Origin of the sequence: Paenarthrobacter nitroguajacolicus (assembly GCF_007786235.1) — a bacterium.
Lineage (GTDB): Bacteria > Actinomycetota > Actinomycetes > Actinomycetales > Micrococcaceae > Arthrobacter > Arthrobacter nitroguajacolicus_A.
In genome coordinates this window covers 77,600-92,755 of sequence record NZ_VNFK01000004.1, presented here as the reverse complement: position 1 = coordinate 92,755, position 15,156 = coordinate 77,600, and the positions used below count along the sequence as shown (strand labels likewise).

Below are 15,156 nucleotides of genomic sequence, written 5' to 3'. Positions count from 1 at the left end.
GGGGGGTATCAATACCAAGAAGGCGCTGGGTGTCGTAATGACCACCCAGCGCCTGGACCACGTGCCTAGAAGACCGCCGTGAAGCCGCCCCAGCCCCAGCCGACGGCGGACGATCCCTTCCAGGCGCCGCAGCCCAGACCGCATCCGTTGATGCCGGTCCCGTTACCCCAGTACATTGTCATGGTGCCGTTGGCATCCACGCCGAAGACGTCGGGGCTGCCGTCGCCATTGAAGTCGCCGGGTCCACCTGCCCTGACGGCCGAATTCCAGCCCCAACCGACGGTACTGACCGGCATGTCAGCAAACCCCTCGCTGAGCCCGTAGTAGAGCTTGAGTTCGCCGGACGTCGTTTGGGCCAGGATGTTTGTCTCGTGGTATCCGGTCCACCACCCCGGGGTGATGAGGCGGGAGAATCCACCCCATCCCCAGCCCACGGTGACCGGCAGGCGCCATCCGCCTGCCCCGTCGCCGGGGTAAAGAATCAGGCGGTCTGCGCTGTCCTTGGCCAAGAGGTCGTTGGCTCCGTCACGGTTGAAGTCCCCGGGTGCCACGATCTCCTTGAAGCCCTGCCACCCCTGACCGATCTGGCGGCTGCCCTTCCAGCCTCCGGAGCCGTTGCCGGAGTACAGGAACAAACGGCCAGCGCTGTCACGGCCGATCACATCAGTGGCGCCGTCGCCGTCGAAGTCGCCTGGTGCCAAAAGCGTGTCGAAGATGCCCCAACCGCGGCCGATTGTCTGTGCGGGGAGCCAGCCGCCCTTGCCATTGCCGGGGTACAGCAAGAGGTCGCCTGAGGATGTGCGGGCAAAAATATCCGCGGTCCGGTCTGAGTTGAAGCCCTCGCCGCGCGGTGCGAGCGGAACGGGGACATCGGCGCTGACCGTTTTCTGCGTCAGGGGTTCGTACATGACCGTGACATCCACCGTCAGCGTACGTCCGAGGTCGGCTTTGGCGACCGTGTAAATGGCGTTGTTAGCGCCCGGAATCAGTACACCGTCCCGTTTCCAGGCATATGTGTAGGTGGGGGTGCCGCCCTCAGGGTAGACGGTGGGAGGCATCGACCACTCGGGGAACAGTTGCCCGCCCAGGGATGCCTTGCCCCGCATGAACATGAGCTCGGTGTTGAGCCGCCGCGGCATGGGGCCGATCGGAGCTGACATGACGGTGGCGGGTAGCCTGTCGGTGGCACTGCCGGTGACCCGAAGGGTCAGGACGGAGCCACCATTGGTTTCGGCGAGTAGTGGAGTGCCATCGTAGAACTCCTGTACAGGCTGGCCGTCCTTGAACCATTCGTATTTGAGTTTGGCATCGATGGGTTCCACAGCTCCGACGTCGGCAGTTGGATACGTTCCGAGTTGGAAGTCGGTGGCAATCCTGACGCCGGAGGGGAAGGAAACCGGCTGGAGGACCTTGTGTGGATTAAGTACTTGGAAGTCTCCGCCTCCCAGGGCCACCCAGGTTTCCGGGTAAGGCTTCTCAAACCCGTCGTAGCGGCCATCGCGGTAGTAGGTGACAGAGGAACTGCCCAGGTAGGTGACCCGTACCCGCGCAAGTGTGTACCCGCCGTCGAACGTCGCTGTCGTGATGGGGCCAGTGGCTGTGCCGCTGGCTGGAGTAGTCGACGCCGGACCGGTCCAGGTGAGCAGGACATCGGACGGTCCGGACTGCCCCGAGTCGTTGATATAGCGCAACTCAACTTCTTGGGCGGGGAGGCTTAGGGCGAACTGCACGGAAGCGTTGTGTCCTGGCAAAACCGGGTTGGAGGGCCCGGAAAGAGCCGTAAGTGCGGGAGCCCTCCGGGGAAGCGCTGGATTGGAGACGGTGAAGTCGAAGGCCGAAAGGTGCCCTAGGGAATTCGCTCCGCCGCCCGGTGTTCCATAGGAGAAGACCGCTCCCTCGCGCAGGAAGGAGATTGGGTACTGCATTCCCGCTACCTCGACCCCAACGTTTTGGATGGTCGCTTTCCCGTCCGGCCATTTTTCCGCCGGCACTTGCAGCAAGACGGTGCCGGAAGTCGCGGGGCTTGATGAGGTCCATTCGGTGAAGTAGCCGCGGTAGTCTCCGAGGGCGTCCGAAGCCCGGATCTCAACACGACTCACCGGTCTCGAAGCCGTGAATTCGAAGGTCGCAGCCTGTCCGGCGGCCAGGGTGTCCGGCGTCGTGCGCTTGAACGTAAACACCAGCGGATCGGCGGCCGCAGCGGGCGTGTTTGGCGCCACCAGAAGGAAAGCCGCCAGGACAACGGCAAGAACGACGGCGGCATATCGCCGCAGGCTGGCAGGCGAAAGCTGGGCAGAGCGAGAGTCCACAAAATCCCCCAAGAAGCGGCCGGGGCGTCGGCCGGTGTAAGTGATGGTTCACTCTACCAACGCGTGGGCGGCGTCACGTCAGACGGAAGCCGGCCCAAGCGACGCAAAAGTCACCTTGGTATAGACCAAAATGCCTAAAAATTGGATTCTTGTTTTGCATTGCAAACCTTTTGGTAAATGTGCTTCCGCCCACACTCCCGCGTTCATAGTGTTTGGTCTCATAGCCGCGGAGGGGGAAGTCCCGCGGAACCCAACTTTTCTCCATGGAGGACACTTGAAACTCGCACGCTCCGCCGCGGCAATAGCCATCGCAGCGCTCGCATTGACCGCCTGCGCTCCGCCCACGTCAAACAACGCAGCCTCCAGCTCGGACGAGCAGACGGGCACTGTCCGCGTCTGGCTCTTCTCCGAGGTCAACCAGGATCCCAAGTCCGCAGTGGTCAAGGAAGCCGTTACTGAATTCGAAGCGGCACACAGTGGTGCCAAGATCGACGTTCAGTACATTCCCGTTGATAGCCGCGCCGAACGATTCAAGGCTGCTTTCAACGATCCTTCCAGCGCACCGGATGTGGCTGAGTTCGGTAACACGGACCTGGCCAGCTACGTGGCATCCGGCGGCCTGGCGGACGTCACCGAGGACATCAAGTCCTGGGATGAGGCCAAGGATTTGGACCAGAAGATCCTGGACACCACCGAGATCGACGGTAAGAACTACGGTGTGCCGTGGTTCGTCGGCGTCCGTGCCCTCTACTACCGCACTGATCTTCTGCAGCAGCTCGGCCTTGAGGTTCCCAAGACCCTGGACGAGGTAGAAACCGTTGCCCGCGCCGTCCGCGCAGCGAACCCGGACCTGCTGGGCATCTCTGTGGGAGGCGCCGCCCAGTTCTCCGCCATGCCGTATCTGTGGGCCAACGGCGGCGAGATCGCCACGAAGGAAGGCGACACGTTCGTTGCCGGCCTGGATTCCAAGGAGTCCCGTGAAGGCGTTGCGGCCTACACGCGCCTCCTCAAGGACGACATCTGCCCGGCCCAGACCTGCGCCGAGTTCGGTGGTAACGCCAGCGTCCAGCAGTTCATCGCGGGCAAGTCCGCCATGACCATCGGCGGTGACTTCAACTACAAGGCTGTTGCCGCCAGCGCCATCAAGGACAAGTTCGCCGTGGTTCCGGTTCCCGGCAAGACTGCCGGTTCCATCGCGCCGGCTTTTGCCGGCGGCAACAATCTGGGTGTCTTCAACAGCAGCGAACGCCGCACCCTCGCGGCTGACTTCGTAAAGCTGTTGGCCAGCAAGAAGTACCAGCAGAAGATGTTCGACTCCATGGGCAACCTCCCCACGTTCAGCGACGTCCAGAAGTCCGTGGCGGAGAACAACAAGCAGGTTGAACCGTTCATCAATACTCTGGGTGCCGGAACCAAGTTTGTTCCGGTGACCGAAAACTGGTCCACCATCGACGCCCAGGGTGTCTTCACGGGGATGTACCAGAAGGTGGTTACGGGCAAGGCTGACGTGAACGCGGCAACCACCGAGGCCGCAACCGCCATGAACACGGCATTCGGAGCCAAGTAATGCGTTGCACTCCATCACCAGGCGGCACCCCAACACCAACTGAGGGCACATCATGACAGCGCTCACCCCCGTCCTGCCCGAGGCGCCACAAGGCGGCACGCCAGCTAAAGGCCCGACGACGGCGGCACGCAAGTCCCAGCGTTTCGCCAACGGAAAGCGCGGACTGGAGCCCTGGCTCTACCTTGCCCCGGCCTTCATTGTCCTGATCGCACTGCTTGGCTACCCGATCTTCCAGCTGATCAACGTCTCGCTGTACGACTACCGCCAGGCGCAGGTCAGCGGCAAGGCACCCCTGAACTTCGTGGGTTTGGAGAACTACCAGAAGCTCTTCGCCGATCCGCAGTTCTGGACTGTCCTTGGCAACACGGTCGTCTTCGCCACTGCCTGCGTGGTCTTCACGTTGTTGGTGGGCAGTTCGCTGGCGGTGCTGGCTACGAGGTTGCGCCCGTGGGTCCGCTCGATGCTGTTCGTGGTGTCGCTGGGCGCATGGGCAACCCCCGCGGTCACGGGCAGCGCGGTGTGGTTGTTCCTGTTCGAACCAACTCTGGGCTTGGTCAACAAGTCGCTGGTGGCCATCGGTCTGACGCAGTTCGAGGGGTACTCCTGGACTTACGACAAATGGTCGGCGTTCGGGTTGGTGGCCAGCGAAGTGGTGTGGTGCTCGTTCCCGTTCGTGCTGGTCACGGTCTACGCGGGCATCCAGGCGATCCCCACTGAGGTCATTGAAGCCGCAAGGATCGACGGTGCGTCCATGCCCCGGATTGCCCGCAGCATCATGCTTCCAATGCTCCGGCCAATCGTGATCGTGGTGACCATCCAGTCCATCATCTGGAACTTCAAGATCTTCTCGCAGATCTACATCATGACCAACGGTGGTGGCATCGCCGGCCAGAACCTGGTGCTCAACGTCTACGGCTACCAGCAGGCCTTCGCTGCGAGCCTTTACGGCCTCGGTTCTGCACTCGGCGTGATCATGACGGCACTGCTCATGGTCATCACGCTGGTCTACCTCCGGATCCTCAAGAGAACAGGCGAAGCCCTATGACCGCCGTCGACGTTTCATCGGTCTCGCGCCGAACCGCCACAACTGATGCCCCGCAGAAGCTTCGCAAGCAAGGCAAACGCCGTTTTGGCGCCGACGCTGCGGCGATCATCATCGCGCTGATCGTTGCCTTCCCGCTGTTCTGGATGGTGCTGTCAGCGCTGAAACCCAAAACAGCGCTCGACGCCGGGGACGCGGCGCCGTACACACTGGAACCGTCGCTGGACTCGTTCGGGCGCGTCCTTGGGGTCAACAATTTTGGCCAGTACTTCCTGAACAGCGTGATTGTGGCGCTGGTGGTGGTGGTGCTGTCCACTATCCTGGCGTTCCTCGCGGCAGTGGCGTTGACCCGCTACAACTTCAAGATGCGGACCAAGCTGCTGATCATCATCCTGGTCTCGCAGATGGTGCCCGTTGAAGCCCTGACGATTCCGCTGTTCTTCCTGCTCCGTAACGCCGGCGAAGCCATTCCCTTGGTGGGCCTGAACCAACTGGGCTCGCTGGTGCTGGTCCACGTGGGGTTCAGCATTCCGTTCGCCATCTGGATGCTTCGGGGCTTCGTGGCCGCTGTTCCGTTGGAAGTTGAGGAGGCCGCCCGTTTGGACGGCGCCAGCAGCTTCCGGTTTGTCCGCTCCATCCTGTTCCCGTTGGTGGCACCGGGCGTGGTGGCATGTTCGGTGTTCTCGTTCATTTCCACGTGGAACGACTTCCTGTTCGCCAAGACCTTCATCATTTCCGCCCAGGAGAACCAGACTCTGCCCATGGCATTGCTGACGTTCTTCAAGCCCGACCAAAACGATTGGGGCGCCATCATGGCCGGTTCGGTGATCATGACCATTCCTGTGCTGATCTTCTTCGTATCTGTCCAGCGCAAGCTCGTGTCCGGACTGGCTGGGGCGGTGAAGGGATGAGCGCGCTTCACCAGTTGGTCCCAGCGCCGTGGGCCTTCTCCGCGGGGATAGGCGAGTTGGAGCTCGACGCCTGCACTACCTTGGGTGCCGACCCCGCACTGAGCGGTCCTCGCCGCTGGCTCGCCCGGGCTTTGGGCGCTGCTACAGGTTGGGACCTGGCTCCCGCGCCGGCCGGCGGGGCGGGCATCCGCCTCCTGCTTGACCCCGCGCTCGACGCCGAGGCCTATCGCCTGGACGTGAGTGACGCCGTCGTGATTTCTGCGGGTGGTGCCGCAGGCGCTTTCTACGGTGCACAGACGCTCTTGCAGTTGATGGGAGCGGCTGCGCTGCGGCAGGCGCCTGTTGCGGCTGTTGAGGGATGGTCGGTGCCGCGCGTTTCTGTGGAGGACAAGCCGCGATTCGGCTACCGCGGCACCATGCTGGATGTCGCGCGGCACTTCATGCCCAAGGACAACGTGCTCCGGTTCATCGAAGTGATGGCCATGCACAAACTCAACGTCCTGCACCTGCACCTGACGGACGATCAGGGCTGGCGGATCCAGGTCAAGCGCTACCCGAAGCTGACCGAAACCGGGGCCTGGCGCCGTGAATCGTCGCTTGGTTCCTGGCGTGCAGGCGTTTTCGACGGTCGCCCGCACGGCGGCTTCTACACGCAGGACGACCTCCGGGAGATCGTGGCTTTCGCCGCTGCCCGGCACATCACCGTCATCCCGGAGATCGACGTTCCCGGCCACAGCCAGGCGGCCATCGCAGCGTATCCGGAGCTGGGTGCGGGCTCCGCCGAGGCCTCAGCGCCTGTGGAGGTGTGGACACGTTGGGGTATCAACGAGACCGTCCTGGAAGTGTCCGAAACTTCGCTGGAGTTCTACCGGAACGTCCTGGACGAAGTAGTGGAGATCTTCCCCTCCCCGTGGATAAGTCTGGGTGGCGACGAAGTGCCACTTACCCAGTGGCAGGCCAGCGCCCACGCGCAGTCGAAGGCTGCCGAGCTCGGCCTGGACGACGTCTCGGGTCTTCACAGTTGGTTCGTCGGACAGTTGGCGTTGCACCTGCAGCGCCACGGCCGCGCAACCTCCGTGTGGGACGAAATTGGCGACGGCGGCCTTCCGGACGGTGCACTCGTGGCGTCTTGGCGCGGATATGAAGGCGGCATTGACGCCCTCCGCAACGGCTACGACGTGGTGATGTGCCCCGAGCACAAGCTCTACCTCGACCACCGGCAGGCCGACGGCGACGACGAGCCGATACCCGTCGGTTTCGTGACCACCCTGCAGGCCGTCTACGAGTTTGACCCGCTACCCGGCCTTGAGGGCACGGACTTCCCTGGCCGTCTCTTGGGAGCCCAAGCGAACATCTGGAGCGAGCACCTGGATTCACCGCGCCGCGTGCAGTTCGCTGCGTTCCCGCGCCTTAGTGCCATCTCAGAAGTGTTCTGGTCCAACCCCGAGGGCCGGGACTACGATGAGTTCCTGACGCGACTCACCGATGCGCACCTGGCGCGACTCGATGCCATGGGCGTGGAATACCGGCCGTTGTCCGGTCCGGCGCCGTGGCAGCAGCGGCCGGGCGTGGAGGGTTGGAAACGCGATTACGACGCCGAGCAGCTCGTGAGGAACTGAGTGACTACTGAAGGCAAGGATGCCCGTAATTCCTCGGCATCACTCCGCAAAGCGCTGGCTTTGTTGACTGTGGTGGCCGAGGAGCCGGGCAACGGTGATGGGCTTGCGCTCGTGGAGCTCACCCGGCTCTCCGGGTTGAACAAGAGCACGTTGTTGCGTCTGGCCGCACCGTTGCTGGAAGAGAACCTGCTGGAGCGTGACCACGAGACCGGCAAGTTCCGTCTGGGCCACGGCTGTTTACGGCTGGGGCAGTCGTACCTTGACCGTGTGGACCTGCGCAGCGTTGCCAACGCTGAGCTCCGGAGCCTCATGCGTGCCACGGAAAGCACGTGCCACTTGGTGGTGCTTTCCGGGCACGACGTGGTCTACCTGGACAAGGTGGAGGACGAGGCCACGGTGCGCATGGCGTCGCGGGTGGGTGCCACCATGCCCGCCTATTGCACCGCCGTCGGCAAGGCCATGCTCGCGTTCAGTCCTGAGGAAGTGGTGGGGCCGATCCTTGCCGCCGAGCTTCATCCGCTCACTGACAAGACCATCACGGATCCCGCCTTGCTCCGGGCTGATTTCGAAGCCATTCGGCGGCGCGGCTACTCCATTGACGATCGTGAGAATGAGCCGGAGGTTCGCTGCGTAGCCGCCCCGATCTTTGGTCATGACGATCACGTGGTGGCGGCATTGTCCGTGTCTTCTTTGTCGTCGCGTATGACTGCCAAGCGCGTCCGGGAAGTCGGACCGATGGCGGCGGAGACGAGCCTCCGGATTTCCGCCAAGCTCGGTTCCCGCCGGGCGTCTGCGAAGCTGGCGAAACTCGCATGAGTATTACTGCATCTGAATACTTCCGCGCCAAGCTTCAGTGCGAGATCGACGTCATGGAAGTAGCAGAGTCCGAGCCGGGCTCGTTGGTGGTGGTTGACACACGCCGGCAATCGTCGTGGGACCATGGACATATTCCCGGCGCCGTACATATGCCGACTGCACAGATTCCGGCGCGGGCTCCAGACCTCATCCCGGCTGAATCGCAGATAGTGGTGTACTCCTGGGGTCCAGGGTGCAATGGCAGTACGTTCGCTGCGCTTGCCTTCGCGGAACTCGGCTACTCCGTGAAGGAAATGATCGGCGGTATCGAATATTGGATTCGGAACGGGCTACCCGTGGAAACAGCGGCGGGTGCCGTTCAGAATAAGCCGGATGCGCTGGTGACAGCACACACGGCCTGAGATAAAGCGGGGGCATGATGGCGGTTTTCGTACTGATTCACGGTGGTGGCTCCACCGCGTGGGACTGGCATCTGGTCAGCCCACTGCTTGAAGCATCCGGGCATGGTGTGGTGGCAGTCGACTTGCCCATCGAAGATGTTGATGCGCGGCTGGAGGACTACACCCGTGCCGTAACGGAAGCAGTTGGCGATGCTCAGCACACCATCGTGGTGGGGCACTCGCTGGGCGGCTTCACGGCACCATTGGTCTGCGAAGAGCTCCGCTCCGACGGTTTGGTGTACCTCTCGGCAATGATTCCGATGCCGGGCGAGACCTTCGGCGACTGGTGGACCAACACCGGTCATGACCGCGAGGCCATTCCCGAAGAGCCATACTTCAATCTCGTCCCTGAAGATTTGGCGAGGCAAGCCACCGACCGGGAGCGCGACCAGCAAGGCGCCTGGATGTCAGGACCTTGGCCCGGCAAGCATCCGGACGTGCCAACCTTGGGGATTCTGTGCCGTGACGATCTGTTCTTTCCACCGTCGTTCATGAGGCGCCAAATACGCGACCGGCTGGGAATCGAACCGGTAGAGATCCCTGGCGGTCACTACGCCACGTTGAGCAATCCAGGCGCTGTAGCAGCCGCTCTCGATCATTTCGCCCAGCGGATTGTTGGAAGCTAGATAGCCGCGGGGTCAGGCTTTCTTCAGTTCCTGCGCGAGCATCACCAGGATCCCGCTGGGCCCGCGGAGATACGTGAGCTTGTAGACGTCACCGTAGGTGGCCACGCCGCGCAAGGGGGTGCATCCGTGCTTCGCAGCAATCGCAAGGGCCTCGTCGATGTCGTCAACTGAGAAGGCCACGCGATGCATTCCGATGTCGTTCGGACGGGTGGGGTGCGTCTCGATCGCATCCGGGTGGATGTATTCGAAGAGTTCAAGTTGACCCTGACCATCCGGGGTTTGGAGCACCGCGATTTTCGCGTGGTTGCCATCAAGCCCGACGGCGGTATCGGCCCACTCGCCGCTGACGGTGTCTCGGCCCATCACGGTCAGACCCAGGTCGGTGAAGAACGCGATGGTCTCTTCGATGTCCCGTACGGCAATACCGACGTTCTCAAGTTTGATGGCCATGGGCTTGAAGCTATCAAGGCGTAGGGAATTGCTCCAGTGTGGTTCTGTAGCCCGAGGCTTCCATGAGGCCGAGCATTCCACCCTAGGCGGAATAGGATCGGGTGTGCACCATCGCTCAACGGGAGGCCACCATGACACCGGGTTCGATCAGCGAGTACATCGACCAGTACGACGGCGAAGTGCGGCAACGGCTGCTGACCGTGTACGAAATGATCCGGACGGCCGTACCGGATGATGCAGTGGAATCGATCAGCTGGAGGATGCCCACCTTCAAGCTCGGCACAGAGCCGCTGTTCTTCTTCACCGGAACAAAGCAACACGTCGGGTTCTATCCGACGCCGGATGCGATCACGCACTTCTCGGCGGAACTGGCAGATTACGGAACCACCGAGCACGCCATCAAGCTGCCCCATAAAACGCCACTCCCCACCGAGCTCATCCGCGAAATCATCGCGTGGCGGCTGCAACAGCTGCCTTCAACGTAAGGCTCGACGGCGACGCTCACCTGAGTGCCGCCGTCGAACGTGGGCATGTGGTGGAACAACCGGCGGCAGATCCAGTTCAACCACGACTACGGATTCCGGCACATGTTTCCGGCCAGATCACGCCCACCGGCGAAAGGTCCGGGCCGCGGAGCGGAGTCATCAGCTTCACGGCTGTGCGCCAGAGTGACGGACGATGGCTGGCAGTCAGCGCACAGAATACGGACATCGTCCCCGGTATGCAGACCCACGTGGTCACTGACCAAGGCCTCATGCCCGAATCGTACGAGGCACCCCGTGAGCGGTAGCGCCACCGCATAGGCTTGGATCATGCTGACCCTGGTCCTAGGACTTCTCTTCGCGGGCCTCTTCCTTGCCTCATTTCAATCGGACCGTCGCCGGCTCCGGAACGGCGTGCTCCTGCTGGTAGCCGCGTGGTTCCTGCTGCAGGCCCTCCTGGACTTCCTGATCGACCTGAATCCGTGGTTCGAGTGGCTGAACCTTGTGGTGTTGGTGGTGCCGGTGGTGAGCATTTTCGTGTTCGCCGGCTTCCTGATCGCGAACGGCGTCACCATGGTCCGCCGGGAAGGGACGAGCATCACCAGCTTTCTGCCGCTGGCAGTGGGGATGGCGGTCTTCCTCGCACCGGTGGTCGCGTTCCTTTTTGTGCTGAGCGGGCAGCCCGTACTGGCCGGCATCGCAGCCCTCGCGTTCTTCCTCTGTGCCTACCTCGGCTGCGCGTTCGTGGTGTTCCTGGGGTACGCGGTGGTGTATTCCAAGATGCGCTTCAGCCCGAATCCCGCAGCAGTGATCGTCCTGGGATCCGGCTTGATTGACGGCAAGGTCCCGCCGCTGCTCGCCGCACGCTTGAACAAGGCTTTGGAAATTTACGACGGCGTCACATCTGTCAGGCCCATTCTGGTACCTTCCGGGGGCCAAGGCCCGGATGAACCACGGCCCGAGTCCTCGGCCATGAAGGAGTACCTGGTGGCCAAGGGCGCCACTCCGGGCGACGTGGTGGAAGAGGACAAAGCCACCACCACGCGTGAGAACTTGGCGTACTCCGTGGCGTTGCTGGCCGACAGAGGCATTCAGGGGCCGCTGCTGGTGTGCACCAACAACTACCACGTACTCCGCGCCGCCCTTCTGTCCCGTCGGCAGAAGATCAACGCGGAGGTGGTGGGTGCTCCGACCGCCAGGTACTTTGTGCCCAGCGCGTTCCTTCGTGAGTTCGTGGCCGTGATGAGGGACAACCGCCTGACCAACGCAGTTCTTTGCCTGCCGATGTTCGGGATTGCCCTGCTCATCACGGTCGCACTGATGAACTCGCCGGTGGTGTAGCTCTTCCTAAGGGTTGGGGAGCCCCGTGGTGAAGGTGTGGCTCCACTCGGTGACTGCGCCATTCGTGAAGACGTACCCCTTGGCAGGTGCAGCCGTGACCGTCACAGTACCGGCAGGCTTCCTGTAGGACCCTGCTGCAACCTCCTTGCCGTCAACAAAGTAGGCCACGCCCGGAACTGCGGGGATGGTGTACGCGTCCTGGCCCTTGCCCGGCCGGTCCGTAAAGGTGACAGCTGCCGGCGTCGCGGTGTCATAGCTGAGGCCGAAGCCGAGCGGCAGGAGGACCCCGTCGCCGTCGGCCTCCGGGACGTTCACCGGCAGTTTGCCGCCGGGGTTAACCGCACCGGAAATGGCGCGGACGGCGCCATGGAAGTTGACTTCCTTGACCCCATAACTGTTCAGCACGGCATCGGCACCGGGGAAGACGTTGATGTCGTAGGGATTGCGGGTTGCAAGGACAATCACCGGCGTCCCGGTCGCAGCAAGCTCAACCACCATCTGCTGTTGCGCAGCGTTGCTGGTGGCGTTGTACGAAGCGAAGACCACGGCATCCACGCCGCCGGCAGCGGCCACCGCACGTGCGCGGTAAGCTGCGGACGGCGAAGCGCCATTCTCGTAGTCCTCAGTGACCGTGAATCCTTGCTTTTTGAGCATTGGACCCGCGAGTTCCGGCCACGCTGAACCTGAACCAACCATGAGCACCGAGCTGCCGGACTTGAGCGGCAGGACCCGGTTCTCATTGCGGATCAACGTGACGGCGCGGTCAGAGATCAGGTTGGCGGTGGCAAGGTTTTCCGCAGTGCCAACAAGCGTGTCCACGGTGCCGGGGTCGGCCATGGGCTGCGCGAAGACTCCGCGTTTGACCTTCCATTCAAGGATCCGTCGAACGGACTCGTCGAGGCGGGCCTCGGTGATCTCACCGGACTCGACGGCGGCACGCACCCCAGCGAACGACGCATCCACATCGGGGGAGTTGAGGAGGATGTCGGATCCGGCCTGAATGGCCTTGACCGCGATTTCTTCCTGGGGCCATTCGGCGGCCATCGCGGCCATGTCCAATGCGTCCGTGGTGACGAGTCCCTTGAAGCCGAGCTCATCGCGGAGCAGCCCGGTGAGGACCTTGTGGGACAGGGTGCCCGGCATGTCCGGATCGATGGCCTCGACGATGATGTGGGCTGTCATGACCATGTCCACGCCGGCATCGATCGCAGCCTTGAACGGCTGGAGGTGCTTGTTCAGGGTTTCGCGGTCGTAGGTAACTGTGGGCAGTCCGTAATGGGAGTCCACCGAGGTGTCGCCGTGGCCGGGGAAGTGCTTGGCCGCGGCCCCTACGTTGTGTGCCTGCATGCCGTTGATCTGGGCGACGCCAAGTTTGCTGACCAGTGCGGGGTCTTCACCCATGGACCGGATTCCGATGACCGGGTTGTCCGGATTGGAGTTGAGGTCCAGCACCGGGGCGAAGTCCACGTTGATGCCCATGGCGCGCATCTCCGAACCCAGGATTTCGCCCTGTTCCCGGGCAAGGTCCTCATCTCCGGTGGCACCCAGCGCCATGTTGCCCGGGAGTACAGTGGCGGGAGGGCCGATGCGGGCAACCAGCCCACCTTCCTGGTCGATGGTGACGGCCAGCGGGATGCCTTTTCCGTCTGCTCCCACTGCTGCCTGCTGCAAGCCGTTGGAAAGGCCCGCAACCTGCCCGGGGTTGGCCGTGTTGCCGGACCACGCGAAGTAGAGGACCCCGCCCAGGTTGTACTTCTCCACCACCTCGGCGGGCGTATTGACGCCGTACCGCTCTTGGTTGCTTGCCGCCATGGACGTGTCATCCGCGGACGAACCATAGACATGGGTCCAGGTCATCTGGCCAATCTTCTCGTCCAGCGTCATGCCCGCAATCGTCGCGTCGATATCCGGGGAGGCGGAGACCGCCGTCGTCATCACTGTGCTGGTGGGCACGGCGGCAACTGCGGTGCCCGCGCCGGTCATGAGCAGCGCCGTGGCGGCCGCCGTCATGAGCGTAGTTCCTTTTCTGTGCATGTGGATCCCAATCCCATCGTCCTGGTTGTTGGTTGAGGCTGGTGTTTCTGCGTGCTTAGCGTGGTCCGTTGTAGAGGAGGTACTGGCGCGTATCGCGAACGAACTGGCCCAGTTCCTGCCGCCAGCTGTCCAGGATCGTCCTGGCGTCAGCGCCGCCGTCGAGCTGTTCTGCAAAGCGTGCCGAACCACTCAGCAGGCCCATCCAGCGGCCACCGTCGCCGCGCCAGTCGAAGCCCGGGTACAGACGCTTGGCTTCAACCAGCATGTGGGTGCCCACTTCAAGCGCTTCAACGCGGGTGGCATCGGTGATGTGCACCTGCACGCCCCCACAGATGAGGCCTTGGTTTTTCGACAGCGTGGGCTGGAAGTAAGCCTCACGAAAGGTGACGCCGTTGAGACCCTTGCCGTTCAACGCTTCGGCCCATCGGTAGTCCACATAAGGCGCGCCGATGATTTCGAAAGGCCGGGTGGTTCCGCGGCCTTCGGACATGTTGGTCGCCTCGAACAAGGCTGTACCGGGATACAAGGTGGCTGTTTCCGGCGTGGGCATGTTGGGACTCGGGAGAATCCAGGCTGCCCTGTTATCCGGTCCGGTCATTTCGCGGCGCCAGCCCTGAACCTGCACCACGTGAAGGTCCTTGATGGGCGTGAGACCGGCGGCCGGGAGGTGGACGGCGTTGAAGTAGGTGGCGAGCTCGCCCACGGTCATGCCGTGTTGCAGGGCTATGCCCAACCGTCCCACTCCGGACTCGAAGCCGGGTTGGAGGACCGGTCCGCGCGCCTGGCCGCCGATGGGATTGGGGCGGTCCAGGACCACAAACGTGGCGCCGGTCCGGGACGCCGCCTGCATGGCGCCCCACATGGTCCAGATGTACGTATAGAACCTTGCCCCGACGTCCTGGATGTCGAAGCAGATGGTGTCCACTCCGGATGCTTCGTAAAAGCCCACGTAGTCGGCAACTTCGGCGCCGTAGGAGTCATACACAGTGATGCCTGTCCGCGGGTCCACCGAGGTGCCTTCGCTGCCGCCGTCCTGGGCGGTTCCACGGAAGCCGTGCTCGGGCCCGAAGACTGCTCCGACGTCGACGCCCTTGTCTGCCATGTCATCCACGATGGAGCGGAAGTTGGCCAGGACGCCGGTGGGATTGGTGATGACACCTACTTTGCGCCCGGCGAAAATGCTCCAGTTATCGGCGGCGGCGAGGTCGGCCCCGCTGACGGGGACACCCGGTTTTCCGGGACGCGTGGCCTGCGTCTGCGCGACGGCGGCTGGGGTGAAGGGTGCCACGACGGCGGCCGCTGCGGCCAGCCCCGAGGCATGGATCAATCTTCTACGGTCGAGGTTCATGGGGTGCCTTTCGGAAAGGTGCTGCCGTGCTCTCAGGTGGGGATTCCTTGACAACTTTTGTGATTTTCCTTACATCGACCGTATTCCCCCGGCGGTGCTGCGTCAATGACTTACCTTCATTGCGGCGGTTAGGTAAATTATTTACAGGCCCGGTACTTCGAGCCCAGCCGA

At 62.8% G+C, this 15,156-nt stretch carries 14 protein-coding genes; 10 read left to right on the top strand and 4 right to left on the bottom strand.

Annotation, left to right across the window (positions count from 1 at the left end):
* Positions 1-65: 65 nt before the first annotated feature.
* A complete protein-coding gene (locus tag FQP90_RS06170; protein WP_144648815.1) occupies positions 66-2,309 on the bottom strand; it encodes an FG-GAP-like repeat-containing protein in 2,244 nt (747 codons plus the stop codon).
* A 274-nt stretch (positions 2,310-2,583) separates the two neighbouring features.
* Between FQP90_RS06170 and FQP90_RS06165 the strand changes: the two genes are divergently transcribed.
* The 7 genes from FQP90_RS06165 to FQP90_RS06135 are packed head-to-tail and all read left to right on the top strand — an operon-like array spanning position 2,584 to position 9,330.
* On the top strand, positions 2,584-3,876 hold the full coding sequence (locus FQP90_RS06165) for an extracellular solute-binding protein (protein WP_144648814.1): 1,293 nt from the start codon (positions 2,584-2,586) through the stop codon (positions 3,874-3,876).
* 52 nt (positions 3,877-3,928) lie between these two features.
* The gene (locus FQP90_RS06160; RefSeq protein WP_144648813.1) at positions 3,929-4,921 is read left to right on the top strand and encodes a carbohydrate ABC transporter permease; all 993 of its coding nucleotides are present in this window, start codon (positions 3,929-3,931) and stop codon (positions 4,919-4,921) included.
* On the top strand, positions 4,918-5,829 hold the full coding sequence (locus tag FQP90_RS06155; protein WP_144648812.1) for a carbohydrate ABC transporter permease: 912 nt from the start codon (positions 4,918-4,920) through the stop codon (positions 5,827-5,829). Before FQP90_RS06160 ends, FQP90_RS06155 begins: the two co-directional genes overlap by 4 nt.
* Positions 5,826-7,448, top strand: coding sequence for a beta-N-acetylhexosaminidase (locus FQP90_RS06150; protein ID WP_144648811.1), 1,623 nt, complete (start codon positions 5,826-5,828; stop codon positions 7,446-7,448). Before FQP90_RS06155 ends, FQP90_RS06150 begins: the two co-directional genes overlap by 4 nt.
* Entirely contained in the window at positions 7,449-8,264 is an 816-nt protein-coding gene (locus tag FQP90_RS06145; protein WP_144648810.1) for an IclR family transcriptional regulator, read from the top strand. It abuts the gene before it with no gap.
* A complete protein-coding gene (locus FQP90_RS06140) occupies positions 8,261-8,665 on the top strand; it encodes a rhodanese-like domain-containing protein (RefSeq protein WP_144648809.1) in 405 nt (134 codons plus the stop codon). Before FQP90_RS06145 ends, FQP90_RS06140 begins: the two co-directional genes overlap by 4 nt.
* 14 nt (positions 8,666-8,679) lie before the next feature.
* Positions 8,680-9,330, top strand: a complete 651-nt coding sequence (locus FQP90_RS06135; protein WP_208759953.1) for an alpha/beta fold hydrolase — start codon at positions 8,680-8,682, stop codon at positions 9,328-9,330.
* Between the two features lie 12 nt (positions 9,331-9,342).
* Here FQP90_RS06135 and FQP90_RS06130 read toward each other — a convergent pair whose 3' ends face one another.
* A complete protein-coding gene (locus FQP90_RS06130) occupies positions 9,343-9,780 on the bottom strand; it encodes a VOC family protein (protein WP_144648808.1) in 438 nt (145 codons plus the stop codon).
* A gap of 131 nt (positions 9,781-9,911) precedes the next feature.
* Here FQP90_RS06130 and FQP90_RS06125 point away from each other — a divergent pair, with 131 nt between their 5' ends.
* From FQP90_RS06125 to FQP90_RS06115, 3 genes are read left to right on the top strand one after another with little or no spacing between them, the layout of a single operon-like run.
* On the top strand, positions 9,912-10,265 hold the full coding sequence (locus FQP90_RS06125) for an iron chaperone (protein ID WP_144648807.1): 354 nt from the start codon (positions 9,912-9,914) through the stop codon (positions 10,263-10,265).
* Positions 10,235-10,570, top strand: coding sequence for a hypothetical protein (locus FQP90_RS06120; protein ID WP_244296537.1), 336 nt, complete (start codon positions 10,235-10,237; stop codon positions 10,568-10,570). The genes FQP90_RS06125 and FQP90_RS06120 overlap by 31 nt, the downstream gene beginning before the upstream one ends.
* A 22-nt stretch (positions 10,571-10,592) precedes the next feature.
* Entirely contained in the window at positions 10,593-11,603 is a 1,011-nt protein-coding gene (locus tag FQP90_RS06115; protein WP_144648806.1) for a YdcF family protein, read from the top strand.
* A gap of 6 nt (positions 11,604-11,609) precedes the next feature.
* On the opposite strand, the gene FQP90_RS06110 is transcribed toward FQP90_RS06115, so the two are convergent.
* Together FQP90_RS06110 and FQP90_RS06105 are read right to left on the bottom strand one after the other, a co-directional pair.
* The gene (locus tag FQP90_RS06110; protein ID WP_244296536.1) at positions 11,610-13,613 is read right to left on the bottom strand and encodes a glycoside hydrolase family 3 protein; all 2,004 of its coding nucleotides are present in this window, start codon (positions 13,611-13,613) and stop codon (positions 11,610-11,612) included.
* Positions 13,614-13,692: 79 nt separating this feature from the next.
* On the bottom strand, positions 13,693-14,985 hold the full coding sequence (locus tag FQP90_RS06105; protein WP_144648804.1) for an exo-beta-N-acetylmuramidase NamZ family protein: 1,293 nt from the start codon (positions 14,983-14,985) through the stop codon (positions 13,693-13,695).
* Positions 14,986-15,156: the final 171 nt, after the last annotated feature.